26 protein-coding genes and 1 tRNA gene are annotated in these 26172 nt (G+C 41.2%); 9 read left to right on the plus strand and 18 right to left on the minus strand.

The window, feature by feature from the left end:
• Window positions 1-158: 158 nt before the first annotated feature.
• Window positions 159-2879, plus strand: coding sequence for a hypothetical protein (locus NWF01_07100; protein ID MCW4024784.1), 2721 nt, complete (start codon window positions 159-161; stop codon window positions 2877-2879).
• A gap of 75 nt (window positions 2880-2954) precedes the next feature.
• Window positions 2955-3941: a hypothetical protein gene (locus NWF01_07105; GenBank protein MCW4024785.1), complete on the plus strand. Its 987-nt coding sequence runs from the start codon at window positions 2955-2957 to the stop codon at window positions 3939-3941.
• Between the two features lie 96 nt (window positions 3942-4037).
• Here the strand turns inward: NWF01_07105 and NWF01_07110 are convergent, their stop codons facing one another.
• The 16 genes from NWF01_07110 to NWF01_07185 form a co-directional block, all read right to left on the minus strand.
• A complete protein-coding gene (locus NWF01_07110) occupies window positions 4038-4826 on the minus strand; it encodes a hypothetical protein (GenBank protein ID MCW4024786.1) in 789 nt (262 codons plus the stop codon).
• Window positions 4807-5439, minus strand: coding sequence for a hypothetical protein (locus tag NWF01_07115; GenBank protein ID MCW4024787.1), 633 nt, complete (start codon window positions 5437-5439; stop codon window positions 4807-4809). The genes NWF01_07110 and NWF01_07115 overlap by 20 nt, the downstream gene beginning before the upstream one ends.
• Window positions 5440-5949: 510 nt before the next feature.
• On the minus strand, window positions 5950-6537 hold the full coding sequence (locus tag NWF01_07120; GenBank protein ID MCW4024788.1) for a hypothetical protein: 588 nt from the start codon (window positions 6535-6537) through the stop codon (window positions 5950-5952).
• 208 nt (window positions 6538-6745) lie between these two features.
• The gene (locus tag NWF01_07125; protein ID MCW4024789.1) at window positions 6746-7837 is read right to left on the minus strand and encodes a flippase-like domain-containing protein; all 1092 of its coding nucleotides are present in this window, start codon (window positions 7835-7837) and stop codon (window positions 6746-6748) included.
• Window positions 7838-7956: 119 nt separating this feature from the next.
• On the minus strand, window positions 7957-8268 hold the full coding sequence (locus NWF01_07130; protein MCW4024790.1) for a winged helix-turn-helix domain-containing protein: 312 nt from the start codon (window positions 8266-8268) through the stop codon (window positions 7957-7959).
• Window positions 8269-8503: 235 nt separating this feature from the next.
• Window positions 8504-8947: a hypothetical protein gene (locus tag NWF01_07135; protein MCW4024791.1), complete on the minus strand. Its 444-nt coding sequence runs from the start codon at window positions 8945-8947 to the stop codon at window positions 8504-8506.
• 104 nt (window positions 8948-9051) lie between these two features.
• Entirely contained in the window at window positions 9052-9852 is an 801-nt protein-coding gene (locus tag NWF01_07140) for an ABC transporter permease (protein ID MCW4024792.1), read from the minus strand.
• Window positions 9849-10775: an ABC transporter ATP-binding protein gene (locus NWF01_07145; GenBank protein MCW4024793.1), complete on the minus strand. Its 927-nt coding sequence runs from the start codon at window positions 10773-10775 to the stop codon at window positions 9849-9851. Before NWF01_07145 ends, NWF01_07140 begins: the two co-directional genes overlap by 4 nt.
• Window positions 10776-10780: 5 nt before the next feature.
• Window positions 10781-11617 carry a hypothetical protein gene (locus NWF01_07150; GenBank protein ID MCW4024794.1) on the minus strand — a complete coding sequence of 279 codons (837 nt, stop codon included), beginning with the start codon at window positions 11615-11617 and terminating at the stop codon, window positions 10781-10783.
• Window positions 11605-12012, minus strand: coding sequence for a hypothetical protein (locus tag NWF01_07155; protein ID MCW4024795.1), 408 nt, complete (start codon window positions 12010-12012; stop codon window positions 11605-11607). The genes NWF01_07150 and NWF01_07155 overlap by 13 nt, the downstream gene beginning before the upstream one ends.
• A 156-nt stretch (window positions 12013-12168) precedes the next feature.
• Window positions 12169-13518 (minus strand): hypothetical protein, encoded by a 1350-nt coding sequence (locus NWF01_07160; GenBank protein MCW4024796.1) that lies wholly within the window; start codon window positions 13516-13518, stop codon window positions 12169-12171.
• A gap of 162 nt (window positions 13519-13680) precedes the next feature.
• Complete coding sequence (locus NWF01_07165) at window positions 13681-14262, minus strand: hypothetical protein (protein ID MCW4024797.1); 582 nt, start codon at window positions 14260-14262, stop codon at window positions 13681-13683.
• A gap of 42 nt (window positions 14263-14304) precedes the next feature.
• Window positions 14305-14568: a hypothetical protein gene (locus NWF01_07170; protein ID MCW4024798.1), complete on the minus strand. Its 264-nt coding sequence runs from the start codon at window positions 14566-14568 to the stop codon at window positions 14305-14307.
• Window positions 14569-14701: 133 nt separating this feature from the next.
• Window positions 14702-15430, minus strand: coding sequence for a hypothetical protein (locus NWF01_07175; protein ID MCW4024799.1), 729 nt, complete (start codon window positions 15428-15430; stop codon window positions 14702-14704).
• Window positions 15431-15667: 237 nt separating this feature from the next.
• The gene (locus NWF01_07180) at window positions 15668-16828 is read right to left on the minus strand and encodes a hypothetical protein (protein MCW4024800.1); all 1161 of its coding nucleotides are present in this window, start codon (window positions 16826-16828) and stop codon (window positions 15668-15670) included.
• Between the two features lie 583 nt (window positions 16829-17411).
• Window positions 17412-18353, minus strand: a complete 942-nt coding sequence (locus NWF01_07185) for a hypothetical protein (GenBank protein ID MCW4024801.1) — start codon at window positions 18351-18353, stop codon at window positions 17412-17414.
• Between the two features lie 665 nt (window positions 18354-19018).
• Between NWF01_07185 and NWF01_07190 the strand changes: the two genes are divergently transcribed.
• From NWF01_07190 to NWF01_07205, 4 genes are all read left to right on the plus strand, one after another.
• The gene (locus NWF01_07190; protein MCW4024802.1) at window positions 19019-19300 is read left to right on the plus strand and encodes a hypothetical protein; all 282 of its coding nucleotides are present in this window, start codon (window positions 19019-19021) and stop codon (window positions 19298-19300) included.
• Between the two features lie 650 nt (window positions 19301-19950).
• A complete protein-coding gene (locus NWF01_07195) occupies window positions 19951-20229 on the plus strand; it encodes a hypothetical protein (GenBank protein ID MCW4024803.1) in 279 nt (92 codons plus the stop codon).
• 31 nt (window positions 20230-20260) lie between these two features.
• Entirely contained in the window at window positions 20261-20752 is a 492-nt protein-coding gene (locus NWF01_07200) for a hypothetical protein (GenBank protein MCW4024804.1), read from the plus strand.
• Complete coding sequence (locus NWF01_07205; protein ID MCW4024805.1) at window positions 20749-22176, plus strand: site-specific integrase; 1428 nt, start codon at window positions 20749-20751, stop codon at window positions 22174-22176. The genes NWF01_07200 and NWF01_07205 overlap by 4 nt, the downstream gene beginning before the upstream one ends.
• Before the next feature lie 36 nt (window positions 22177-22212).
• Here the strand turns inward: NWF01_07205 and NWF01_07210 are convergent.
• A tRNA-Asn gene (locus NWF01_07210) sits at window positions 22213-22289 on the minus strand.
• Window positions 22290-22357: 68 nt separating this feature from the next.
• Window positions 22358-23821, minus strand: a complete 1464-nt coding sequence (locus tag NWF01_07215) for a B12-binding domain-containing radical SAM protein (protein MCW4024806.1) — start codon at window positions 23819-23821, stop codon at window positions 22358-22360.
• A gap of 259 nt (window positions 23822-24080) precedes the next feature.
• Here NWF01_07215 and NWF01_07220 point away from each other — a divergent pair, with 259 nt between their 5' ends.
• From NWF01_07220 to porA, 3 genes are read left to right on the plus strand one after another with little or no spacing between them, the layout of a single operon-like run.
• On the plus strand, window positions 24081-24635 hold the full coding sequence (locus NWF01_07220) for a 2-oxoacid:acceptor oxidoreductase family protein (GenBank protein MCW4024807.1): 555 nt from the start codon (window positions 24081-24083) through the stop codon (window positions 24633-24635).
• Window positions 24632-24922 (plus strand): 4Fe-4S binding protein, encoded by a 291-nt coding sequence (locus tag NWF01_07225; protein MCW4024808.1) that lies wholly within the window; start codon window positions 24632-24634, stop codon window positions 24920-24922. Before NWF01_07220 ends, NWF01_07225 begins: the two co-directional genes overlap by 4 nt.
• 33 nt (window positions 24923-24955) lie before the next feature.
• Window positions 24956-26161, plus strand: coding sequence for a pyruvate ferredoxin oxidoreductase (porA, locus tag NWF01_07230; protein ID MCW4024809.1), 1206 nt, complete (start codon window positions 24956-24958; stop codon window positions 26159-26161).
• Window positions 26162-26172 lie beyond the last annotated feature (11 nt).

The raw sequence follows: 26172 nt of genomic DNA on the forward strand, positions 1-26172 counted from the left end.
AAAACCATCAACTATGTAACGTCAAAGTTAGTGTTAATTAAGCTAGTGAATTTTTAACTTTCTTCACAAATTTGAAAAAACAAAAAAACTATTATTTGTGGTACGGTGAATTGATGGTATAATAAAACTAGTGCATGAATGCTCAAGAGGGGGAAATAATGTCTAGCGGCTGGTATGTTACGGCTATCAACATAACTAAATGGGTTGAGAATAATCCAAGAGAGGCACAGGAAATTCTTCCATTATTAATTAAAAGGTTAATTTTTGCAAGCGTAAATGCTTCGCTAATTCGTTTTCCATCTGGCGATAGCATTGTGTTACCTGGATGGGATGGTATACTCAAAACTGACAAAGGAAATGCCTTCATACCAACAGGCGACTCTGCATGGGAAGTTAGTACTGAAAAAACTGTGAATACAAAGGCAGATAGTGATTACCTTAAAAGAACTCAAAATCCCGGTGCAGTTGACAAAAAGAATGCAACATTTGTTTTTGTGACAAGCCAACAATGGAGTGAACTCGCCAATTGGGTATCTGAAAAGAAAACAGAAGGGCAATGGGCCGATGTAAAAGCCCTATCTGCTGAAGAATTAGCAGACTGGCTTTCGCAGTGTCCTGCCGTACATCGATGGTTTGCTAGATTGATCGGAAATAGACCAGAAGGTGCATGGGATGCTGAACAAGCGTGGGATGGTTGGTCTTTAGCAACAAAACCTCAATGTAATACGAACATAGTCATAGCGGGTAGAAACGATCAATCCGATGAACTGTCAAACGTTATGGCTCAATCCCCGGAAATTATAGAAGTCTCAGCTGAAAACAAGGATGAAGCCTGTTCCTTTATTCTCGCAAGTGTTATAACACATCCGTTGCTCTTACCTCGCTTGTTGGTTGTTAGAGATCAGAAAGAATGGGATTTTCTTATTCAAAGTGATCATTCACTGATTTTGATACCTCTCTTTGATCCTTTACCCACACTTGGTCAGGCAATCAAAAATGGACACTGGGTACTCCTTCCAACCTTAGCCCAATTTAATAGAAAGGCAAAATTGGCTCTTAAAAAACCCAGTAAAGATCAACGGTTAAAAGCTCTCGTTGAGATGGGTATACCTGATGAAGACGCAGAAGACATTGCAAATGACAACAAATATAGGTTGCATATAATCCGTAGACATTATTTACTTGCTCAGGCAGGTCAGCAAAATCCAGAATGGGCTGATTCCGGAAATGCAGAACCATTGATTGCAGCACTGTTAGCTGGCTCATGGCTATCTGACAATCCTAATGACCGCGAAAAGTTAGCCTATTTAGCCGACATTTCATATGACAAGTTAGAACAAACTTTGAACAAATGGTTAATTACAGGCGATTTTCCGGTAGAGCGTCTTGGCAATAAATGGCAAGTAGTATCTGCTATTGATTCTTGGCAATTTTTAAAGCCCTTTGTAACCGAATCAATTTTAGACAGATTCGGCAAAGTAGCGGTTGAAGTTCTCAGTGAAAACGACCCCCGCTTAGAACTACCGCCCGAGGAACGATGGCTTGCAGCAATACATAAGAAAGTTACAAAGTATTCGGCGGACTTCCGTCATGGGCTATCTGAAGGATTGGCTATTCTTGGTAGTTTTGGAGACCGGGACTGCAAAAACTTAACAACAGATTCGATTCAAGCAATGGTGTCTTACTGGTTAATGCAGCTTTTAAATGATAAAATGTCTGAAAAACAGTGGGGCTCCCTTGCACCAGAATTGGACTTACTAGCTGAAGCTTCTCCAGAAGTATTTTTAGCAACAGTCGAGAGCAGCCTAAATAGTCAAAGTCCACCCGTCTTGTCCTTATTTGTTGACGAAGGTACCATGGGTTCCTGCCCGCATCTGGGATTGTTAAGAGGGCTTGAGTATATTGCTTGGGATTTAAATTATACAAGTCGTGTTGCATCTATTTTAGCCAAACTATCGCTACGTGATCCAGGCGGAAAATGGGCAAACCGTCCATATAGTACACTAAAAGAAATCTTTAGGGGTTGGTTACCTCAAACAAAGGCGCCCCTTGATAAACGACTTGAAATTCTTGATTCTTTAATTACTTATAATTCAACTTTAGGCTGGAAGTTATTGCTTGATCTTCTTCCCGGAGACCATGAAACTTCAACCCCCATAGGGATACCTCACTTTAGAGGTTGGGCAAAAGGATGGAAAAAGGGCGTAAGCACCTCAGAATACCGACAGCATATATGTGCTATTTCCGAACGTGTCCTTAATCAAATTAACAAAGACCCAGAAAAAGCTTGGTTAAGTGTGAACGAAATTTTAACGCTTCCACAACCGTACTTGAGTCAAGCAATTGATCAACTAGACAAAGATGCGAGTGCCCTCAGTAGCCACACTAAGCTTGTGCTGTATAATGAGGTGCTGAAAATAATTTCTCATCATACTCAATTCTCTAGCGCTGAATGGGCTTTACCTAAGGAATGTATCGAAAAACTTTCAACTATTCACCAAAAGTTAGTTCCAGAAGACTTAGTAGACAGATACACGATTTTGTTTGACAATTACTTTGCGCCTATCACAAATTCAGTCCCATATACAGAACACGAGGAAAATGAGCGAAGAGGAGAAAACGCTCGCTCGACGGCTTTAGAGGAAATTTGGAACAAGGAAGGGCTATCTGGAATCGAGCGGTTGGTTGATAGCGTTCAATTCCCAGGGATAGTCGGTAACTCATTAAGTGCAGCTTCGTTTAGCGCTACTATTGATCAAAGTATGCTACGTTGGCTAGAGAGTACAAATAGGAAACACCAGCTAGCAGTAAATTCTTATATACGTGCAAAGGCCTTTAAGGCAAAAACCGAATGGTTAGATAATATTTACAACAAGTAGTCCCCTTCTTGGTCAGAACCGGTTTGGGTGAATTTCTGTTTAGGGTTACCGTTCAATAAGACCCTTTTTGACTTCTTGGAGAAATTCAAAGAACCAATAAAAAGTCAATACTGGAAAAATGTGCAAATGTGTTACTTAACAAAAGAGGACGCACATTATGCCCAATGGGTTTTAGAAATGTTGCTAGCTAACAACAGACCATTTGCTGCTTTCGATGCTGCCGCAAATTACTTGCAGACTATCGCAAAAGACGCTGAAATCAGCAATGAGTTATTACTGAAAATACTAGAACAAACAATGGTTAACCCGGAAGATATCAAGACAGTTCGGCAGGACATGCTAAGCTATGACTTTGGTTTAATTCTAAAAAGAATCTCGGCTGACGAGAAAATAGATCAGGGTCGAATAGCTAGAATTGAATGGTTTTATATGCCCTTTTTCGGAAATGGAGAGATACATCCGAAGATACTCACTAGCGAAATCTTGAAGAATCCTGAGTTTATAGTAGAGCTTATTTGTTTTATGTTTAAGGCAGATCCTCCAATTAATAACGAATTTTCAGGTATTCCTGCCGCTGTATTAAAGAATAGAGCACTTAATGCCAATCGTTTAGTAGGTTTAATTAATTCAGTACCAGGACAAAAAAGTCTTTCAGAAGTAGACGTTAACGCGTTGGATTCTTGGGTTAAACAAGTGAGGGAACTGTGTGCCCAGAAGAATCGAAAGGAAATTGGCGATGAAGTAATAGGGCAGATACTTTCGCATTCACCAATTGGAAAAGATTCTATATGGCCACATGAAGCAGTCAGGGACGTAATTGAGCGGTATTGCAGTCACGACATCGAAAGAGGGTTAGAGGTTGGTAGATTCAACCAACGAGGCGTTATTACCAAATCCTTAACCGAAGGTGGCGAACAAGAGCGAAAGATAGCAGCCAATTATGAAAGTCAAGCTGAGCTGATACGCTTCAAGTTTCCGAGAACGGTTAGTATGCTTAAGCGAATGGCTGATACTTACAAGCGAGACGCAATACGTGCGGATAGAGACAAAGAGCTAATGTAATTTAGTGTTCACTACTGTTGGCGTTACCATGGCTGTCTATTAATTCTTAGTTACTCATATGAATAAGTTAGAAAAAAGAATCGCTCGCAAAATCGGCTACACTATCTCTTTTAGTACTCGTGTTATTTCTTGGCTGTCAATCCCCAATATGCCTGCGACTTTGCCGATGTCTTCAGTAGAGAAGTTCCGCACTGTTTTTCCCACCTTCTCTTTGGGTGTTATGGCGAAGAGTTGTTCTTTGAGCTTGGACAATTTAGTGTCTGAGTGCCATATGAGGGCGTAGATGTCTGCTATGTCTTTGAGTAGTTTGTGTTCTTTGTCTCTTCTTGGGGCAGAGTTGATTTTCATCGCCAGCATCACATGCGGCTCTGGAATTAAGACGTTTTTTCCAAAAAGTGGTTGGGTTCTGTGCATTTTTTCTTGGAAAACCAGCGATAAGAGAGGCTCATCTATCGGTACAAAGCCGAGCAGGTTTTTTATTTCTGGATGGATGCAGTCAACGATTGGGTCTATGTATAACTGGAATATTTGGTACAACGGAAGCTTGGCTGATTCTTCTGGCGTTAGCTCTTTTCCTGTGTCTATGTCAAAATCTTTGACAAGTCTGAAGCTCACTGAGTTAAAGCCCATGCTTTCAGCCACTTTAATTGTGGTGGCAAACTCCGAGTTTTTCAGTTGCTCTTGGTTCCAGTCCATGTTTATGTGAAAGCCAAGGTCAATGTCTCGTGAGCCAATATAGGTTCTTCCCGTGGCTTTTTGGAAGTTTTGATTTACCAGATAGTAAACTGCCCAGCCGCCGAGCAAGCACGTTTGGATTTTGAGTTGAGAAAAGATTGCCTGCATCTGTTCTTGAGAGGTTTTCGTTTCAGTTGTTTGATATAGCATGCTGCTCCACCTTGCTTATGAGTTTTTCAGCGGCTTCAGTGCAGACGCCGCCTTCTTGTAGTAAGTCAACGATTAACTGCGGAATACTCACAACCGTTAAGTCTTGCCGTTTAAACGCTCCATAAAAAACATGTTCGTCTGCCATGAGGAGTCTTAGGTTGCCTTTGCCGACTAACCCGTCAGCAGTCAATTCTTCATGCCACTTGTCCAAGTTTTCCTTTTTTATGTATAAGTCGATGCGGGAAGGGAAGAGGTAGTGCTGGACGAGGTTTTCTGCCTGATAAGTTGTGAGGGCATACGGGAGCTTACTTGTTTGAATTAGGTCTATGGGGTTTTTGTGCATGTAATCTCTTTTTTTGGGCGTGGTTTTTATTTGTAGCCAGTAGTTGATGAGCCCCGCATAGTTTGTGACCTCGGTGTCTTTGACTAGTTTTTGGGCTTGGAGTTTGTTGAGGAATTCATGCGTCCACGGAAAAGAGGCTTCTGACATCTTGGCAAGCTTGTACTTTGTGAGTGCCCCGTTTGGCTCCACGAGTAGAGTTCTGATTATGCGTTCGCGAAGTGTCCCTCTATTTTTTCTGCGTCCCAGTGTATCGGTAAATATTGTTGTCACGAAACGTTACCGATATATCGGTAATCGACGTTATTTAAATACATTACCGATATATGAAAAGGAAAGTGCACTTTAATTATGCTGCCGTGACCGCTATACACACGCAGCAGAACCGTTTACACATTTAAACGCCAGGAGCACTGCCTCTTTAGGGAAAAATTTTTACAAAATCTGCTTTGCGTTATGCTTAGTTCGGTGGTGAAGCTGAGCAAAAACAAGTGACTTTTGTTTGTTTAGTGCAATGGTAGAACCAACAAGATGTTCAGGATTTTTTGACAAGTTATCTTTTGATTAAGATATAATCTGTTACGTGTGTTAGGTCTATGGGGTATGTTTGGTTGCCTATAAAGGGGCTCTGCCCATTAATTACAACACTCTCCAAGTTGACCACTACGTTGTTTGATGTCTGAAAAATGTACATGTGAACTACTCCTTAACCGCCTAAATAGCAAACTATGGGAATTTTTTATAGAAAAGAGGGAAAGGATGGAGATGTGCGCGCTTTTGTTTCTAGGTGGAGAAAGCAACGTAAGTGAAATCTGCAAGAATAGCCGCTGTGCCCATATAGCCTACATTGGCGGAAAAGTAAACATCAACGTCCAAAGAGTCACCAGATTGTACGTTAAGGTTGCTAAATGTGAATTGTTCATAGCCTGCTCCACTGTTCCACAAATAAAAGTCCGTAGCTTCTAAGCCTTGAGAATAACCGTTCACGTATAGTCTGACTTCAAAGTTACATTGGCTACTTGAAAATAGCAGATCATTTGTAAACCATATAGTTACCAGTATATTGTTAACGTTGGCAATCGCAGTAACTTGACCAGAATTCATGTAGACCCAACCGCCACTTCCTGTTAAGTATCCGTCGTCAAAGGCAGTAACGCCCATACCTCCTCCTGATGTGTCATAATATGCCCATCCGTAGCCATAATCAGTGCACCCGCCTCTGTCCCAACTTGTGGTGTATCCATGAAAGTAAACATAATCAAGGCCATAATCGTCAGCGAATTTATCAGTTTCAGCTTGAACCGGTAGAGCTGTAAACATGCTAGCCGCAATTAACGCAACCGCAAAGAACATAGTGATTTTTTTGTTCATTTTTTCACTTCCTTTTCAGTTTATTTAGTGCTCTTTTTGTCATTGCACCGTTAAGTGCTCCTATTTTTCAGGAGTTTGTTTATTGTTAAGAGCCTTTGCTCAATTCAGACCCAAATAGGGTACAACTCATAATTCCAGTAAATGATCTGGCATGTGAATGTGTAAAAAGCTAAAAATTAACAGCCTATTGAAAGTTTATTGAACAACTTTACAAATTGGGAGCTTTTGCCATGGGATTGTATAACGGTTTATGTTGAACTTCCCTTGGCAATTTTAATTCCACCCATTGCTGAGCAGCGAAACCTACGCCGACTCTCAACCAGAGTGATATAAGTCTGCTCAGCATTGTAACGGCAATGCTTATCCCTTCAGGGATACTCATCGCTTGGAACGTACTTATCATGATTATTTCAGGAGCACCAACTTCGGGCACACCTATTGGTATTGATTTAACGACTAATACTATTGAACAAGTAACGAAAATAACTGTCCAAGACACGGGATATCCTAAAGAAAAAAAGACAACGTATGGAACAGCAAGCCCTGAAAACCAATTCAATAATAGCAAAAAAGTCGGTAGAATTAGTGTTTTGGGTTTATGTCCAAATTCTTTCATTGAGTCATGGAAAATTTTTGTCGCGCTCAGGGCTTCTTGTTTGAGGTAATCAAATTTTTGTTGCCATCTGCCTCGACATATGAGTTCCCCTGCGTGAATTAGATAGTTAATTATTTTTGTGCCCCAGGTTTCTTTCCATGAAATCACCAATAGTACACAAGTGCTTGAGGTTATAGCAACGATGAAAAGTATGCTCAAAGTTAAGATCATGGGGTCAATTTTGGCGGTGGTGGTGTAAAGAAAAGTTATGCCTAAAAGTAATATTATGACGTTGATGGTCATCCCCAAGATTCTTTGCATAACAACTGATGCAACAGTTTTGCCACTTAACCCATTTTGTTCTTTGTTAACCAAATACACCCTACATAAATCACTGCTTATAGATTCGGCGGGGACTACAATATCCATAAATATGCTGTACCATGTGTAAAGAAAAGACCGCATGGTTGAGATTTTGACTTTAAGGGCGCTAAGTAATGCTCTCCATGAAAGGGCATAGAAAAACACTTCCGCAAGCCCCAGAAATATAGCTACAGAATAGATAAGTGGATTGGCGGTTTGCAATATAGTAACAACTTCAAAAAAGTTGACGTTAGAGAAGAGAACATAGAGAATTAATGCAACTATACCTATCAGAGGTAGCAGCACTGTTTTGCCGGTCCATTTCAGACGGGTTGCATTCATATTATCGAGTCAGACCTTTAGACTTATCAGGTAGTAATGGAAGGATATCGCTCTTAATTAGCCTGAATTGTTTATATGATAAGGCACTCAGTTTACTTAAGCCCCTTTTACTGATGTTATTAGCTATTATTTTTGCTTGTTTTCACAGTTTTTGCTTGTATGTCTCTTATTGCTTCGTCACCTTTTAAAGTGAGTTTGTAAAATTTTATGCGACCAAATTCAAGGCTCATTATTAGGTTTTCTTTTATGAGACAATGAAGATGTTTTTGGATAGTCCACCAATCAAAATCTAATTCCTTTGCAATTTGATTACAATTTTTTGGTCCCGAGAGTAATGTTGCCAGAATCTTTTTTCTTGATTCAGCGCCTCTGGAAAGGCTGAGAATAACTAAAAAGGTAGTTTCGTAACTACCTCTTTCAATCTTACTCATGGTTGCGCCTCTGGTATCGCAGTAAAACAATTCAGGTGCTTTTTTAACTCTTGGAACTTGAAAATGTGACAAATATGTAAGCCTCTCTTTTTGTGCTTCCTTAATCTCATATAGCAAGTAACCGTTTCTAATTTATAGCAAAAAGCTGTTTAGCTCTATGTATTAGGACAACTGTACAAAATCATAGTACAGAACAAAAAGAAAACGCCCTTTTAATTAAGAAAGTAAACATGACTCATTTAGTAGGTTTCCTCTTTTTTGAGGCAATATTTACAGCTAATCCAATCAGAATTAACAGACCACCTAATATGGTAAATACTTCTCCGAAAAGAAACTTGTCTGCTTCCCTGTTTTGCAAATTATCTCTCTGGAACTGAACGCCTACAGGTATGGGGCTCTGTTCAGAGCCTTGATTAGTCAAATAAACATTGTAATCACCGCGCATCCCAAAGTTTACCACTAAAGACGTGGGAGTGACTATGTCCTGATCAATTAACGTTTGACCTGCGGGGTCGGTTACCTTTACATGAACAGGTAAAGTTACAGCGTCAGGAATTGCTCCTGAAGGCGGCTGCTGCGTAGCGGCACTGCCTGAATAACGGAAGTAACCAACAGTTAAATTACCCTCATTAACAGGGGGCGCCAATATAACATAATTGAAGGTTTCGCCAACGCCCACTTCCCCAGATGAATAAATTGCATTTTCTGGGACATGGGGCGACCAAGAATTAAGTAACAAAATTAAGCCAACAATTAACGCGACGGTGCCAATTCTTGTTAGGTTTATTCGCGTAGTTCAAACCTCCTGGTGAAGTAAATGTACATTGGAATTAGAAATATCAGCGCATAAACTACGGATAACGCCAGAAAGTTCCACGTTGGCAAGGTGCTTTCAAGGGTTCCGTTTGTGAACGTTAAACCGAGTACGCGACCTGTTGCTATAAGCGGAGCTTTAAACGGTGTAAGAACTAGATAGTTAGCGAACTCTCCAATGGTGTCCACCCTAAGGGTTGTTATGTAGTATGCTAAGAACCCGATAATCATGGCGGTAACTGCGGAAGGAATCGTTCGCTTAATAATCAAGGCTATCAGCACTGCTAAGCCGCCGTAGAACATGGCTGCCAAAAACAGTATAGGAAACGCCAACAGGGAAAACTGTAGTATAGCAAGTACCGTTAAGCCGCTGTAGTAGTTTAAGAAGCTGACAAGTACTGTTACTCCCCATGAGAGAAGTGTTAAAGGAACCACAACAGCAACAAACTTTACTATAAAAAGGGATGAACGTGAAACAGGTGCTGAAAGCAATGTCTGCATTAGGCCCTGTTCATAGTCGCGAGCAAAAGACAACGCCAGCAGAATCCCGCAAAATAAGCCTAAAGGAAGCATCTGAGCAGTTAAATTATCGTAAAGAACAGTAGTTACCAAACTGTTTAGCGTGGTCTGCAGTTCGGTTTGTGTGACGATTTTAAACAAGGCGGGTGTGGTTGTGATGGATATTAGAACGATAAAGCCTAACGCTAATTCAAGGATTGGTCGTCCCCAAACACGCCTAATTTCTGCCTTTAGCAGCTCTGTGGCCGTCACTGCTCTGCTTCCTCCACGGCAACTTTAAAGATTGATTCCAAGTCCCGTCCAGCTGGTTTGACCTCTTCAAGAGAACCATCCACTTTTGATACTACCCGTGGCAGAATTTTTTTGAATTTCTCGCTATCGTTGGCTATGACAATGATTTGGTTGTCAATTATGGTTGTGTCTTTGATGCATTCTTCTTTTTTCAGCAGCTCTGCTACCTGTTTTAGTGGTTGAACTTTTATGGTAAATGCTTGGGTGGATGTCTTGTCAAGTAATTGGTTTAGTGTTCCGTTTTTTATGGTTCGTCCTTTATTGATAAGAACAAATTTGTCACAAACCTTCTCCAGTTCGTGTAGTATGTGGCTTGAAATTAGGAAAGAGAAGCCCTCTTTTTTGAGCGAATTAATTATCTCAATCACTTTAGCTCGTCCGATGGGGTCAAGATTTGATGTGGGTTCATCAAGAATTATCAATTCAGGATTTCCAAGAAGCGCATGTGCTAATCCTATTCTCTGGCGCATACCTGCAGAGTAACCGCCAATTCGCCTGTTTTGGGCTTCGGTGTCAAGTTCAACCAGCTTTAAAACTCGTTTGCTCTCGCTTAACGGGTCGGAGAGCCCTTTGAGTTTTGCCATCAATTTTAAGTGTTCAATTCCTGATAAGTGCTCATAAAATGCGACTTTTTCATACAAAATCCCGGTTTTGCGCCTTATTTGTAGGGATTGTTTCCAGCAGTCGAACCCAAACATTTCTGCGGCGCCTGCATCGGCTTTGATTAAGCCTAAGCTTAGTTTGATTGTGGTGGTTTTGCCTGCTCCGTTCGGTCCTATTAGGCCGTTGGTTCCTTTGTATATTTTGAAACTTAGACCGCTTAGTGCTTTGGTTCCAGAGCTAAAGCTTTTTTCTAAGTTGTTAAATTCGCCTAAAGCTTGCAAGACGGTTATTTCGCGCTCCTTTTCTTATGCGTATTTGGTTTCTGATTGCGAGATTTTCTGTTTCTTTTACCAGCTTTGTATACTATTATGACAGCAATAAGAAACGCTATCACAGCTGTCAAAGCCAATATGATGGGTAACCAATTGGTTATTGTTATTAGTTCAAAATTTAAATTTTTGGAATAAGCAGTCAGTCTAAATATACCGCCTCGAATGTAGTCAATACCCATTTCTTTCAATATAACGTCGCTAAGTGAAGCTCCTGCATATACGAGAATGCCTGTCTTTGGGTCGAATCCCAGCATTGAAGGCATCTGAGATGTTCCGTTAATTACGTGGAATGATTCTACCATAATAGTTTTAATGTATTGACCATCTATGGCGGTGAGCGGTTTTGCTGTTCGACTAATTATGTTTCCAACAAGTTGCCATTCATTTGTTTCTGTTAGGAGGATGTCTCTATCTTTTGAAAAAAAATCTGGAGAAATTACAAATATGGATGGAACAGAGTCAACCAATAATCTATTTCCTGTGAAGTAGCCTTCTGCTGTCGTTTCTTTAGAAAAAGAGTCTCCTTGAATTGTGAAGTTTATTGTACAGTTGTTTGCTATTTCGGAGATTAAGAGGATCAGCTTCAAGTTTTTAAATGAGCTGAAACTTCCATTTGTAAATGATAAAATACCAATGTCATCACCATTTTCTGTTATTGATTCTAACTCGACTGAATACGAAGAAGGTCTCTCGATAGCACCAGTGATAGGGATAATAGAGGTGAAAAAAATGGGTAATATTAAACAAATGCCCAAGAGGCACAGTTTAATATTTTTGTTTAAATGTACCACCAGTCGCCCTCGCCGTGATGTGCTGGATAGCTTGGATAAGCCCATGCGTCTGCATAGCCGTACCATGGATTATCGAAGGTCGGATAGAAGTTACCTGCTTCATACGCTTCGCAAGCATAAGCAACTTTGATATTGCGTTCTTCAATCATACTATAGGTCTGGAATACGCCTGGTGCATACCCTGGGTCGCATGTTGAAACTTCCCAGTTAATGTTGCCTGTTTGGTCATCCCAGTAGACATTGACATAAGCAGCGACTCTTCCGTACCACGAACCCTGTATGTCTACGTCTTCAGTCATCGGTCCAACTTGAGTTGCCTGAACGAGTCCTACTGAAAGCATTGCTGAAGCAAACGCTACAATCAGAAAGGCATTTAACAATAGTTTTGAGTTCATTTTTCTTTTCCTCTACTTTTTGGAGCAATGAACGATAACTGGAAAAGTTACTTAGCTCTATACATTAGGACAACCGTACAAAATCATAGTACAGAGAAAAGAAAAATTCTTGCAACTCATTTTTGCTTAACAGACAAAAACTATTGTGATACCGCTTTAGCCTGTTTGCTTCCATGGAAACGAGGGAATCGGGAAAGAAGGAAGAGGCGAAAAATTAAAAGTAGGCAACGGAGTAAACGAAGGCCAAGGTGCAGGCAACAGAGAAGGCAAAAGAGTTGTGTCGTTCCAATAAAGTAAAGCGGAATAGCCACACGCGTCTATAGGCTGCAAGTTGTCATCGTATATTATGTCTAACTTATCACCGTATTCTTGAAGTAGACTGTTAACGATTACGCTTTGGTTAAAGTTGTCTACTTCGTTTATTGATTGCCAAAGACCCCAGACCTTGTCTTGAGGACCACGAAATCCATAGGCGTAGCCGTAGGGAAGAACATATGCGGTACGTTCGCTTACAGGATAACTATTTCGGGGATGAGTTTTTGCGTATTCCCAAAACCGTTGCATTGCCTGCAGATGCTGAGGCTGCAAGATGCCCTGAGTGTAGTTTTCATTAGAGTTAAATATGGTGATGTACTTTGCGCCGCTGTTATAAGCGTAAACCATATCAGCGTAGAGGTCATCGCCCGATTCAAGGTAAGGTGGCTTTGTGTAAGTGTAGGTGATTATTACTCCCCAGTCTTTGTTTTGCATCTGAGCTGCACCTCTGCATAAAGCAACGTTAAGCGGTCTGCTGTTGTTCCAGCCGAACTCTGCAAAAATGGTGTCGTATCCGCCTTTATAGTCGAACCAGTAAAGCACGTTGTCTGAGGTGAAAAGCGGGTACTTCTTTGTTGAGTTAATGGCGTCTAGAACAGAGTTGTGCAGTGCGTTGTTGAGGAGGGTTTCGTATTTGGATGTAGCGGTGGTATAATTCGTTACATAAGAATTTGTTTCACTAACTACATTGCTTTGACCTGAGGGAGCTTTTATCAAGATTACTGTGCCGCCGGGCCAATTATCCAAAATGTGGGCGCCTGGCTCATCAATAACAGGATGCAGGAAGCCCAAGAGATGGTCGCCCCAATTGGCTTGGGCTACCTCCAGCCATTGGGCAGCTTGAGAAACAAAATCAGGGTTTGAGCTATCGCTGACGTTTCCAAATGTATTCGGTATGAAACTTAGGAAGGACAAACCGCGGTCATAAGCATGCTGTAAAACGTCGTTGAGGACGGTGGAATTGTCGGTAATGCCTGTGGTTCCGACCACAAACAAGTTGGTGAAGCCGCTGACTTGATCGATGATACTTTTAGCCTCGTCTGGTCCCGCTGCGGTGCAGTAAGCCATGTCGACGCCAACGTAGACATCAAGCGCTTGTGCCGCAGAATTGTTCGTTAGAGTGCTATATAGAAAAACCATTGAAACTAATAGCAAAGAAAGCAGTACAACACTTATTGCCTTACTTTTCATGGTGCATTCGTTTGTTTACTGAAATAGAAATACATTAATCTACGTTTTAGGACACCTGCAAATTATAATTACATAGAAAAAAACTTCTTGCAATTATTATTTTGGCTTAAAGAGCAATTGGGGAAAAAATAGTGATTATTCTTTTTCGTACACTTATGCTGGTTATGGTTTGGTGTGTTCGCTAAGCGTTGTATCTGTGGTTAAATGCATCGTATACTCTATTGTTTCTGACTGGTACGAAATGGTTTCTTGCATTGAAGCTTTAATCTGCCGCATCGTTCCGTATTCCATGAAAATCTGATAGGTTACATTGATATCCATGTTTGTTTGAACATCTAGACTTGGGATGCCTGTTGAGGGTTTGTAGCTTAATTTTAGGTCGTTACTGGTTATGTCTATTCTGAAAACATGATATGTACCCGCAGGAACTGTTAGGTCTTCGATGCCTGCAAATGTCATTGTCAATTCTCCGGTCATTCCCATGCTTGCAACCAGGTTTGGATAGGGTATTGTTATTGTGTCGCCTACTTTGACTTCGGGTTTACTCAGCAGTTGGGTAAGGTAAGACGCGCTGGTCATACTTGTGTTTGGAATTTCCTGAGATGCGCTTCCCAAGTTAAGGAGGTAGGTGGAGTATCCTGTTTTGTTCATTTTTTCAGTCATCGAGTAACTGAAGGGGGTATCGTTTAGTGTGAATGTGTGCGTGTGGTTTAATGTGTAGTATTCGCCATCAAAATCCACCACCTCTATGGTTTCAGTGGAGTATACAGTAGCATTGGTGATTGGTTACATACTTGCAGTCGGTTGAGTATTTTGTGTTTCGTAAGTTGCTGTTATTGTAGTGTCATATGCCATTTTCTCGCCCACTGTATACTCAACATTAAGCGGGATTGCTGCAACTCCTTGAGGAATAACAAAGGCTACAGCGATTATTACCACTGCTATTAAGGCGATTGCAGCATAGATTTTTTTCCCAAACCACTTGCTACCGCTCTTAGAATTTAAGGAAGGATTATGGTCCTCTGAAGAAATATTCTGTAATTTGAGCACACTTTTACCTCCAATTATCCACTATAGCTTTTAAACCATAGGAACCTACTTATTTCTACAGTTTAGGACGCTGTCATAGACCCTCCCGCTCTAATTCGAATGCATGAACTTAACGATACTTACTAAAAAGAATCTATGGCAAAACCGTTTCAATGAAAGGGACATAGATTGAGTATGACAGCTCGCTGTAGGGAAAGTTTATTTGTACGTATGAACGGTGCCCGTCAATGTAGTCTACTGTGAGATTACCCAAATCAACGGTTGCTCTATCATTAATTATGCTTGGTGTGGTTGAAAGGAGCGGTAAAGTCGAGAATGCTACGTGGAAATTAATGTCGACACTTAGGGTTAGGGTGTATGACGTATTACCGCTTGTGTTTATTAGCGATTCTATATCGTCCAGATTAATATCAAACTGGGTGAGTTCTGCCTCTTTGTCTATGTTGCTATGTGGAATGATTTGGCTGAGATTACCTTGATGTAGGGTCACCTTAACATTATCTACTGTGCCAAACAACTCGGAGTAAACGGGATAATCGAGGGAAACAAGCGGGTAGCTGAAAATATTTTGAGAATCGTTTGCCCACATGACAATGCCGTCTAGCATAGAAATGGTTGTGATGTTGCCAACATAGAGGCTATCTACGAGTCCGTTATCTCTTAGCATTGTTTCACCATCTGAGGCAATTGTGATATTTGCATATTTCACAATCATGTTTCCATCTTCATCGAAAGCAACACAGCGGTCATTACTTAACCAAATAGAAATCGAATCATTTACTGGGTGAGGGAAAAAGTAGAGTCCAGCAAATGTTCCTAAAGCTATACATAGAATTAATAGTAATCCGGCAATTCTTTTCATCATTATCCTTCTACTGAGTAAGTGCCTTTATGTTAATATCCTTTTAATCAAAAAAATTTAGATTCTTAAAAGATGAGAATGAACTTCTCGTTCTTCTCATAGATTTGAAAAATTTTTATATTCTTTTTATTTTAAATTTAGCTTTCTATGACCCTTTACATTAAAATGCCTTGAAGAGTTATAGAAAAAAGTTAGAGACGTTTGTTTGCTCTATACTTTAATCATTCGAGTGTTGAATTACACCATTATGTGTAGTGCATCAATGTATACACTAATTGCCTGATAGTTGTCGTTGTAGCCAGCGAGTGACACATATTGGAATTGAGAGCCATAATAACCGCAGTCTATATATGTATTCTGACCTTGATAATTTAGTACCGCCGTACCTGCATAGTGCCAATTATTACCATCATTAGATACATAGCAGTAAAGATGACCACCATTAAAGCCGCTCTGTGAATCTCCATAAGCGAAGATTCGTCCCTGCGTTGGAGCATTCAACTGTACAGTAATCTGACCTGCATCTCCATAGTTTGGTGCGACAATCTGTGCATATGGTGTCCCGTATGGCTGGCCATTTTGTCCAATTATTCTGGTTGCATAGTATGCATCTCCGCTCCCTGTTAGACGCCCAGATGTTGTCACGGTTGTTGCCCAGTATTCGTTTTTATAGCAAAGTACTGTTCCACCCTGGTTCGGTCCATAGTTCCAGGAGTCAACTAATATTATTCGTTGACCTTGCACTTGATAGTTATAAACGACTTGGCTTTGACTGTATCCTGAATATTCAAATGTTCCTCCAATGTTAACGTCTCCTGAGAAGAAGGTCCATTGTCCAGATAATGTCACTCCAATGTCAAATGACCAACCTGACCCTGAGAAGTCCTCGATTACTTTTGTAATTTGTTTTGTCTGATAAGACGGTGTATCAAGAGTTACGAATTGATCGCTACTTTGGCTGGGGGGTTTATACATTGGCGAGGGGCTATCATACACGTAATAAGCCGATGACGGATACATATACTCAGCGCTCCAAGTTTCAGCATAATCTCCCGCTCCTAGGGGTACCCAATACCAAAGACAGTATGCATAGTCGAACATTTTGTATACAGTTGCGCTTTGTCCGTTACTCAAATCAGGCATATCAACAACAGATGCTTGGGAAAAGCCTGAGCTACCATAGACTCCGAGAGGACCACCATTAAAACTGGTCATAACATTGATTCCAGTTGTAAACCCTAATCTAAGGTCAGTTGTTACGCCCTCAGTTGAAAATACCTGCCCGATTTCAGTGGGATATGAGTCGTATGGAACAGAGTCTAGTAGAACGTATCCTCGAGTGATTGCATAGTCGCCGTCAGTTGCTTTTGATGTTGAGACTGATATTGGAGAACCCATAAAGGGCCATGACGTTAGATTCTCAAATTTTTGACCTTGAGGGTCTGTCCAGTTTTCAGCAACGGGCTTAAGGTTAAGTCTTAAAGAAATCGTTTTACCAATTTCGTCATCAGTAACATTTACTTTAGCTAAAGCCCACCCAAAATTTGGATGGTATGCGCCTATGTGATAGTAACCTGCTTCGAGCTCAAAATGGGTTTCTTCTGCTTTGGATGTTTTCGTGATATCTGTTACAGTTATTGAATCTTTCTCAAGTGGATTCTGAATAATATAGACTATCGCATCAGTGACCTCTATTGTTTCGCTTTGAACACTTATTACTATACTTACCTTCTGATTTTTAGAAGGCAGGCTATTAGCAGCAGCCGAGGAAAGCAAAGTACAAGAAATTAAGCACATAATTAAGCAGACTGTTACATTTTTTTTATTCATTTTTTCACCTCTTGCAAGTTAAATCTTGCAAGCTAATCTCTGCTGATTAAGAGTAGTTATTTCTATATTTTAGGACACTATCACAAAAAATTTAGAACAGAACTCCAATCACGATTGTTAATGAACAAAGAAAAAAGAGAAGAGTTTCTATTTAGTTTTGTACCCAGGTTTGCCAGTTGTAGCTTAAGGCGCCCATTGTGTGGGATTCTCGTACTGGAGCATTTGCGCTAAACTGGGTGCTTATAGCGTTTGTCCAATAGGACCAGCCTTGTGCGTTGTGTAGCCAGTTCCGATAAAAGACGGCATTTGACGCATCGTTTGTAAATGTTCCGCTGTCACTGAAGATTTCTTTTTGGAAGCCGCCTTGGACATACAGACTTGGGAGATGACCGCTTCTTACCCATTGATAATTAATCCAGATGTCATAATTGTAGCCATTGCCATCTGAAGTTCCATCTAACATTATAACATAGGTGTCTGCTGCACTTGATGCTGTGTTCTTATCTGCATAATATGACCAGCCACCCTCATCGTAGTCATAACTATGCCACTTGTAGGTTTCTCCATAGTTGTGCGTGACCAGCACCTCGGTCCAGCTTGATAAGTCACTTAAATCACCTAGCTGCATCGTTACATAATGGTACAATGTTTGCTCTGATCCAACGTTCATAGAACCGCAAATCATCTCAGAACTGATGCCAGTCCAAGAAGCAGAACTAGTGCGCATTACCGAAACTCTATCAACCCAGCGAAGAGCAGTTTTTCCATCAGAAGCTACACTTTGCGTTCGGGCGGGCATTTTAGCAAGTTCCTCCGAAGTTAGCGTTCTTCCAATCCATGTTGCACCAGTTTTAGGGTACCAGCCCATGTTTAGTTTCTCAAGTTCAGCGGTTATTTGTTCAGTGTTTAGCCCTTGTTCTTTTAGCTCTTGGATTTTTAATGTGACTGGGTCAACAAAGTTTTCGGGAGGTTGCCATTGTTGATTTTGAACTGCTAAAGTATTAGATTGAGCTGCTACTGTAAGAAACATCGAAAAAAGAAGCGAAACCGCGAGAAATGCTGCTTTAATGCAATAAGCTTTTTTCTTAACCATCATTTTTTCACCTCACTTGGGCGTAAGAGCTATCAACATAACTATTAATTTCTACAATTTAGGACACCTGACTTGATTGGCTATCCCTTTATAGGGCGCCTTTAAGCCATACTCTACTTGTTTCATAACAAAAAATTATAAGAGCAATACACGTAATCGCGATAAAGAAAAAATATTCTCTACTAAAAACTGTTGGCTTTAGACAAGTCAGCTCAAGAACCAATGCTACACCCATAAAAACAGAATAGAAAAGGTACCTGGGAATAATTAAACGGCTGATTTTTATGCAGCTATCCAAGATTACGCGGTTTATAGCATAATTGCCCAATTCTTTTTTCACCAAGCCCGCATGCTCTAGCTTGGAGAGATGATATTGCACTATTGAGGGGCTACTGAGGTTTAGTTTTCTTTGGATTTCCCTAATTCCAAGGGGTTTATTGGCTTTTAACATAAAACGGTAGATGTCAAGTGTGGTTCCTTTTAGGATGTCGGTTGATTCCTTAGTCGTTAACCTCAACCTCGAACCTAATATATACTGCAACAATTTAAGAGATATCCCTTAGAAATGAATAAAGTTATCTTGTTGTACAAAAATATAGTACAAAACAACATTAAATAGCATCAGTTACTCAGTAAAAAATGTAAACTATATAGAGTCTGAAAAAGTGATTGGACAAAAAACAAAAATGATGATGGCGGTAACTTTAGCTGCTGTGTCTTGTCTGCTAATAGCGGAAATAAGTTACCTTGTTTTCCCCGACCAAACGTCAGGTCAAGTACCCACACCCCAACCATCGCCTTCAATTATGGAACAACTTGTTTGGGCGATGCTTTGGTTGGGCGTTGCAGCATTAATCTCTTTGACAATTGTCGGAGCAGTCATGTTGGTTAAAAAGAGAATTAAAAGGGAAGCAGATAGTGGCGCTATTATTGAAGAAAGCAATTAACTCGCATGCTAATGGATTTAGTTCTGAAGAGAATGTTTTTGCTGTCCTACGGTTTTGTACATTCGTGCTAAAGCATAGAAATAAGTTCTTTTCTATCGACTCTTACGATTTAACAAAACCGTGTTATCAAGCAAACCTCAAATTTCTACTGTTGACTTTCGCTCTTTTTGGTCTACCTCCCGTCTGGAGGGTAGAGAGCGGTATCACGAAAACTTAGCAAGGGCACTAAACTTGAGGTATTCAGTGGTCGACAAGCCAAACTTAATCGGATCATTTTTCGGATTCTTGATTCAAAAAAGCTACTCACTGTCTACGACCTTTACTTAGAAATCAGAGGCATCAAAGGATATCGACACACGAAACGGCAAAATATAGATAGACGTGTAAAAGCACTTTATCAGCAAGGTTGGCTAAAGAAAGACGGAGTTAAACCTGCAAAAGCCCATTTTCTCTCACCCCTCTATAAACTAAGCATCAGAGCACAAGCCGCCATGGCGCTCAACAAAAAAGACCTGAACGCTTTCCTGCAAACCGCCCCCGAAACAAACCTGCAAGGATTTATTGATTCGCTTTCGGTATGTATCTAAATGATACGTCTCTTTTCGGTGCCTTTCAAAGAGATGAGCGCTTTGCGGGGGCAGATAGTTTTTATGGTAAGCCTGAGAGTTGGGCAAGGTGATATCTGCTTGGTTAATCTTGTCGAAGACTGGATGGTCCTTGAGCAATACGCTGGCGAAAAACGCGGATTCTACCAAATCATAGGCGTAGACGGAAACTTTGAAGTACGTGTGCAAACTGGCCGAGTCGGCTACATAAAACAGTTCAAACGAGCTGATGATCCACGGCTAATCAAGATTTTGGATTTCTGCAAAAAACACCACTACATCCAAATCATCCAACGCATCCGAGGAGAAAAATTCTTCAAATAACCAGCAAGGCACCAGGTTGAGGCGAGAGGGAATGGCTGAACTAACATTAAACGCAACACAACCCAAAAAAAGTGTTGGACCAAAAACAGGAGGCACACCCCATAAAGCACCCTCAAAGGATGCTGGAACAAGCCCCCTAAACTCACCTCAACCCCTCAAACAGCTGATATTTGTCCGCTATCTAGACCATGTCTTGTACAATCGCAGCAACGCGCTATCGATGAAACCTCAAATCAGAGAAGCCGTAGGCTGGATAATCTACAACTGCGAACGGTACATCATTTTAGCTTGGGACAGAGACGCTGATCCGCCCACACTTACGGGTGGCGACCCCAAAGCGTCAGGTTTAGTGCTGCTTAAAAGCGACATTTTGGAGTTGCAGCTCCTCAAAACTTGCCCGCAACTACTACAAAAAAGTTTTAACTGGAATTTAAATTGCAAACCAACTATACAAGAAGGCGAGTATGCGTTCCGACCAACGGAGCGAAAAACTCACTCCTCAAAAGGAGATAAACCGAAATGATAGAAAGAACTGCCTTAGCCCCCGCTATAACCCGCAACCGCCAACTCTCCGTTGAAGAACTAAAAAGCCTAAATCTCCCATTGACTTTCCAAGGCGACCTAGTGATAATCTACAATAGCTTAACAGGTTGGAAACTCAAAAAGCCAGTAATAATCGAACTCAAAAACCTCTTAGACGCCAAAGAAAAAGGCCTCGTCGACTACATCATCAGGTCCTGCCTAAACGACCGCCCAGGAGTAATTCCCTTCATATTTGACAACCAAAGCATGCTAAAACTCGCCCGCCATTTCCTACGCCATCTTTCAGGCTCATACAGAAGCTGCTTAACCTACTCCGTCAACGTCAAACAATACGCAACCTGGCTCGGATACAAACCAGACCTAATCATCCAAGACGCCAAACCCGTCGGCGCCATCCCCGACCCACTAAAAGTCCAAAACCACTGCGCATTCCTAAACGATTACTTAGCCGAACTCCAAGACAACGACCTCAAACCAACAGCCGTTAACAACTGCATAAAAGCCGTAAAAACCTTCTACCACGTAAACGGCATAGAAGTTAAACTCAACGAGCGCCTCCCCCGAAAAGTTGCCTACAAAGACAGAGCCCCAAAACCCGAAGAAATCACCGCAATGATAGACAAATCCACAATCAGAGAAGCTTTCATCATAGCTGCTTTAGCAACAGGTGGATTTAGAGAAGGAACCTTCTGCAAACTCAAATACCGACACGTCAAAGAAGACCTAGAAGCCAACATAGTGCCAATACACATTCACGTCGAAGCCCAAATCACCAAAGGAAAATACCATGACTACGACACCTTCCTAAATGCGGAAGCAAGTTACCTGCTTAAAATGTACATAGCTGACAGAAGACGAGGCAGCAGATACACGCCTCCAGAAGAAATCACCGACGACTCACCGTTAATCCGAAGCGACCACAATGCTCACAAAATCGTTGGCGTTAGCGAAAAAACCCTCAGAAAAATCGTGCATACAATCGCTGTTGCAGCTGACGTTTCAAAAAAGCTCCCAGACAGTTGGATGTACAGCGTTAGAACCCATAGCCTACGAAAATACTTCCGAACTCAAATGAGCGCCTCAAAAATAGACAGCGAAATCATCAAATATTTTATGGGCAAAACCATCGACACCTACGAAGACGTCCAAAGCTTAGGCATCGAGACGCTAAGAAACCTCTACACCTCAGCAGGCTTGGCGATTAGACCGAAAACTCAAGTCAACAGAATTGAGCAACTCAAAGAAATCATACGTGCATGGGGACAGAACCCTGAAGAAATCTTAACTAAGGATGCGCTTATGCGGGGAAACATCACTGAGCTCCCAGACCAGGTACAGAGTCATCAGCTTTCTGTTCTGGCTGACCAACTTAAGCAGTTGATCAAACGGGAGGTTTCAGTTTAGTGAACGAAAAAACTGGTAGTTTTTTCGCGTTAGTAGTGGCGCCGCCGAAAGGACTCGAACCTTTGACCTACTGATTAACAGTCAGTTGCACTACCTGGCTGTGCAACGGCGGCAAACACAATGGTCACTCCTCTTTGATTTCCACAAGACTATTTAAGTTTAGTCTTTGAGAAAATGCAGATTACTCTATCTGTCTTACTTTGTGTTTTGCGATTGCTGCGAATCCCTTGTAAAAATCCCGCATTATACGCGTGTACCATTTGCCCTTAAATGTCCAGTCAATAAGGTTGTCTACCCAATGAAAATCGTGTTCGGCACATTTGATTAGTAATTCGCGGTGAAGCTTGTTTAGTTTTGTGTCAGTGAACCAGTTTTCACTTGTCAACTTGCCCAGTGGAACAAAAAACAGTGGTACAATAAGGCTGCGCATATCTTTTAAGTCATCAACTAAATCCATCGTTTTTAACACATCCTCCTCTTGTTCCTCTGGCAACCCAACAATAAGTGTGCACGCAGGAACCAGTCTGTTGTCGTGCATTAATCCCATGCCATCATAAACTACGTCATGCCAGTTTTCAGCTTTGAAGGGGTGTGCTTTGGCGGGCATAATTTTTTTTGCAACCTCAGCGGAGCCTGTTTCGATGCCTATTTCGGCGCCCCACCATGCTTGTTTTGATAGGATTTGTTCTGATATTTTGGCAAAAAGTTTAGGGTTAGATGCTACTGCGGCTAGTGAGCAGTGGCTCCATGCTATGCTGTCAATTCTTTTCATTACTGTTTCATGTAATTGTAAAAGTTTTTCTTCATTGGGAATTGTGTTGTTTGAGCCGTAAAGCATTACGTCTTCAGCGTGGAGGCATGCTCCAGTGATTTTGCCTGACTCAAGGTTAACTGTTAGTTCACGCTGAATTTTTTCTAAGGGGTACCATCTAAGTGGTCTAAGAGTTACATTACAGAATCGACATCCTCTGCAGCATCCTCGTCCAATTTCAAGCAACCCATTAATTGATGGTCCACAAATGTCGGGAATTTCGTCCAAGTTTGGTGCGTCATCAACATCAATCTCGTAATGTTGGGGTAACTCTTGTCCATCTATTGCTGACTTGAAAAGGTTGCCTATAACCCGTTCAGATTCGCCTTCGACAACACAGTCTATTCCTAAATCTTTGATTGATTTTTTTCTGTAATTAAATTGCCATGCTCCTGGTCCACCAACGATTATTTTTGCTCCATTTTCTTTTGCTTTTTTTATTATTGGGTCTACCATTAATGCTTGGAAGTGTTTGGCTAGGTATGGTTGCTTTTTGAAGATGGCGGATAGTGTTGTGGATGCTGGACCTAAACCAAAAGGGTCCATTACCTGTATGCCTATCACTTTTGTTTCTTTCAAGTGTTCTTTTAGGTGGTTTGGGCTGACAATTGTTACGTTGAAGCCATCTTTTCTTAGTTGGGCTTCCATTTTTCTTAATCCGTATGGAGCCGTCTCTGGGCTTCCTTTTTGGCTTTTCATAGGTGGAAAGAAGAGGTAGCTAAAGAGCCATTCGGGAATAAAGTTGGGTGGAGCACAAGTTCCAAATCCTAGAAACTCGTTGTTGTGGTAATTACTCATTAATGTCTTGTCAGCGGTTAAAATTACCTCGGACATTTTTTCACCTACTTTTAGATAATTTTAGAAGTAATGTATTGATTTGGATGCAGGATGGATATAACTTTTATTGTTTTGTGGGTTAGTGTTAACTTAAATTGTGTGCATACTTTTTATTTATTTAGTAATACTGCATGGAATATTTTTTATGATACATCCCATAAAGATGTTATTTACTAGAAAAATGTATATGAAGGTAAACGGCATTTTAGTTTGAAAACTACTTCCTAAGAGAAGGGACGTATCTAATTTGAAAAGCATGATTGAATTTAGATGGCACGGTAGAGGCGGACAAGGTGCATGGACAGCCAGCGAATTGTTAGCTCGAACAGCCTTAAGTGAAGGAAAATACATCCAGTCTTTCCCCGAGTTTGGTCCCGAAAGAATGGGTGCACCAGTAACCGCTTTTACCCGAATTAGCACAGAACCCATCAGGTTGCATTGTGCAGTTTATGATCCAGATATAGTAGTGGTTTTAGATAATACACTTCTAAAAACGGTGCCTGTAACTGCTGGATTAAACCGTGATGATGACGTATTGATAATCAACTCAACCGAGGAACCATCCGCACTAAAAGAAAATCTGCGTGTAGTAACAGGTAAGATTTGGACAGTTCCTGCAACAGAGATTGCCCTAAAAATCCTTGGTGCGCCAATCACTAATACGGCGCTTTTGGGTGCTGTTGCAAAAGCAACAAACATTGTTAGTTTAGAGGGTATTCAGCAAACTCTTAAGGGGCGGTTCCGCGCTGATTTAGCGGAGAAAAACTTTGCGGTTGTCAAACAAGCGTATGAGGAGGCAAAATCAGAGTGAGTAAAGAGAAAACTTGGGAAGAAATCTCCATAGCAGGTGTCTGCCCTAAATCCAGCGTTGCCTTTATGACTGGTGACTGGAAAACTTTCATGCCAATACGGGACTTAGAAAAATGCACAACATGCTTAACTTGTGTAATGTTTTGTCCGGAGGGTGCTATTCGTTGGCGTCCTGAAATGGGAAAAATCGATTTTGATCTCACCTTCTGCAAAGGTTGCGGAATATGTGCTAACGAATGCCCAACCAAAGCAATAACCATGAAACTAGAAGAACAAGAGGAGGAGTAAGATAGCGTGCAAAAGTCAAACAAACAAGAAACTATGGCAATGAACGGCGACGAAGCAGTTGCCTACGCTGTTAAACAATGTGATGTTGATGTTGTGGCAGCTTACCCAATCACTCCGCAAACAATCATTGTGGAAAAATTCAGCGAATACGTTGCAAACGGGCAAGTGCAAACACAGTTCGTCTGCACAGAATCCGAACACAGTGCAATGACTGCTAGCCTTGCAGCATCCGTTACTGGTGCACGAGCTTTCACCGCTAGTGCATCGGCAGGGTTAGCATTGATGCATGAAATGCTGTTTGTGACTTCAGGCTCTCGTGCTCCTGTGGTTATGGCAATCGCAAACCGTGCACTTTCTTCACCGTTAAACATTCATGGAGACCACTCAGACACCATGGCGGCACGAGACAGCGGTTGGGTTCAAATGTATGTTGAAAATGCGCAGGAAGCATACGATTCCATTATTCAAGCATTTAGAATTGCCGAAGACCCTGATGTTTCATTGCCCGTACTCGTTGGTTTAGACGGTTTTACCTTGAGCCATTCGCTTGAAAACGTCGATGCACTCTCAGATGAAACCGTAAAGCAGTTTGTCGGTGAAAGGCAACTGCCGATTGTTTTAACACATGAAGGCAAAAAAGCACCATTCAAACTTGACCCCGATAACCCAATGACTATGGGTCCAGTAGCTTTCCAAAACTACTACTTCGAGTTCAAACGTCAACAAGAGGAAGGCATGAATAATGCCCTCAAAAAAATCCAAGAAATCAACAAAGAATATGTCTCAATCAGCGGAAGAAGTTACGGCAACGGACTCATCGATGCTTACAAACTTGACGACGCAGAAATCATTGTAATTTGTGTTGGCTCCACTTCTGGAACAATGAAAATAATCGTTGATGAATTACGTCAAGAAGGTATCAAAGCTGGGCTGCTACGTTTACGTACGTTTAGGCCACTGCCAGTTGAAGAGCTTAAAAATGCTTTAAAGAATGCTAAAGCCGTTGCTGTCATGGATAAAAGCATGAGTTTTGGCGGTTTCGGAGGAGCAGTTTTTCATGAAGTGCGTCATAGTCTCTACGACGAAAAACAGCGTCCACCAATCATAAACTACATTTACGGTTTAGGCGGTAGAGACAGCAGTCCACGTGAACTGCGAAAGATTTTCGAGGAACTTTTGAGGATAAGCAGGACTGGGCGTGTTAACCGCCAAGTTAACTATTTAGGATTAAGGGAGTAAGGAGTCGAAAA

The organism is Candidatus Bathyarchaeota archaeon, assembly GCA_026014585.1.
Taxonomy (GTDB): Archaea; Thermoproteota; Bathyarchaeia; order Bathyarchaeales; family Bathycorpusculaceae; genus Bathycorpusculum.

What these genes read in the sequence shown, in the direction of transcription:
- NWF01_07100 (MCW4024784.1), top strand. Translation starts at nt 159, where the DNA reads ATGTCTAGCGGCTGGTATGTTACGGCTATCAACATAACTAAATGGGTT.
- NWF01_07110 (MCW4024786.1), bottom strand. Translation starts at nt 4,826, where the DNA reads ATGCTATATCAAACAACTGAAACGAAAACCTCTCAAGAACAGATGCAG.
- NWF01_07120 (MCW4024788.1), bottom strand. Translation starts at nt 6,537, where the DNA reads ATGAACAAAAAAATCACTATGTTCTTTGCGGTTGCGTTAATTGCGGCT.
- NWF01_07125 (MCW4024789.1), bottom strand. Translation starts at nt 7,837, where the DNA reads ATGAATGCAACCCGTCTGAAATGGACCGGCAAAACAGTGCTGCTACCT.
- NWF01_07130 (MCW4024790.1), bottom strand. Translation starts at nt 8,268, where the DNA reads ATGAGTAAGATTGAAAGAGGTAGTTACGAAACTACCTTTTTAGTTATT.
- NWF01_07155 (MCW4024795.1), bottom strand. Translation starts at nt 12,012, where the DNA reads ATGAACTCAAAACTATTGTTAAATGCCTTTCTGATTGTAGCGTTTGCT.
- NWF01_07160 (MCW4024796.1), bottom strand. Translation starts at nt 13,518, where the DNA reads ATGAAAAGTAAGGCAATAAGTGTTGTACTGCTTTCTTTGCTATTAGTT.
- NWF01_07175 (MCW4024799.1), bottom strand. Translation starts at nt 15,430, where the DNA reads ATGAAAAGAATTGCCGGATTACTATTAATTCTATGTATAGCTTTAGGA.
- NWF01_07180 (MCW4024800.1), bottom strand. Translation starts at nt 16,828, where the DNA reads ATGGGTTCTCCAATATCAGTCTCAACATCAAAAGCAACTGACGGCGAC.
- NWF01_07185 (MCW4024801.1), bottom strand. Translation starts at nt 18,353, where the DNA reads ATGGTTAAGAAAAAAGCTTATTGCATTAAAGCAGCATTTCTCGCGGTT.
- NWF01_07195 (MCW4024803.1), top strand. Translation starts at nt 19,951, where the DNA reads ATGGTAAGCCTGAGAGTTGGGCAAGGTGATATCTGCTTGGTTAATCTT.
- NWF01_07200 (MCW4024804.1), top strand. Translation starts at nt 20,261, where the DNA reads ATGGCTGAACTAACATTAAACGCAACACAACCCAAAAAAAGTGTTGGA.
- NWF01_07205 (MCW4024805.1), top strand. Translation starts at nt 20,749, where the DNA reads ATGATAGAAAGAACTGCCTTAGCCCCCGCTATAACCCGCAACCGCCAA.
- NWF01_07215 (MCW4024806.1), bottom strand. Translation starts at nt 23,821, where the DNA reads ATGTCCGAGGTAATTTTAACCGCTGACAAGACATTAATGAGTAATTAC.
- NWF01_07220 (MCW4024807.1), top strand. Translation starts at nt 24,081, where the DNA reads ATGATTGAATTTAGATGGCACGGTAGAGGCGGACAAGGTGCATGGACA.
- porA (MCW4024809.1), top strand. Translation starts at nt 24,956, where the DNA reads ATGGCAATGAACGGCGACGAAGCAGTTGCCTACGCTGTTAAACAATGT.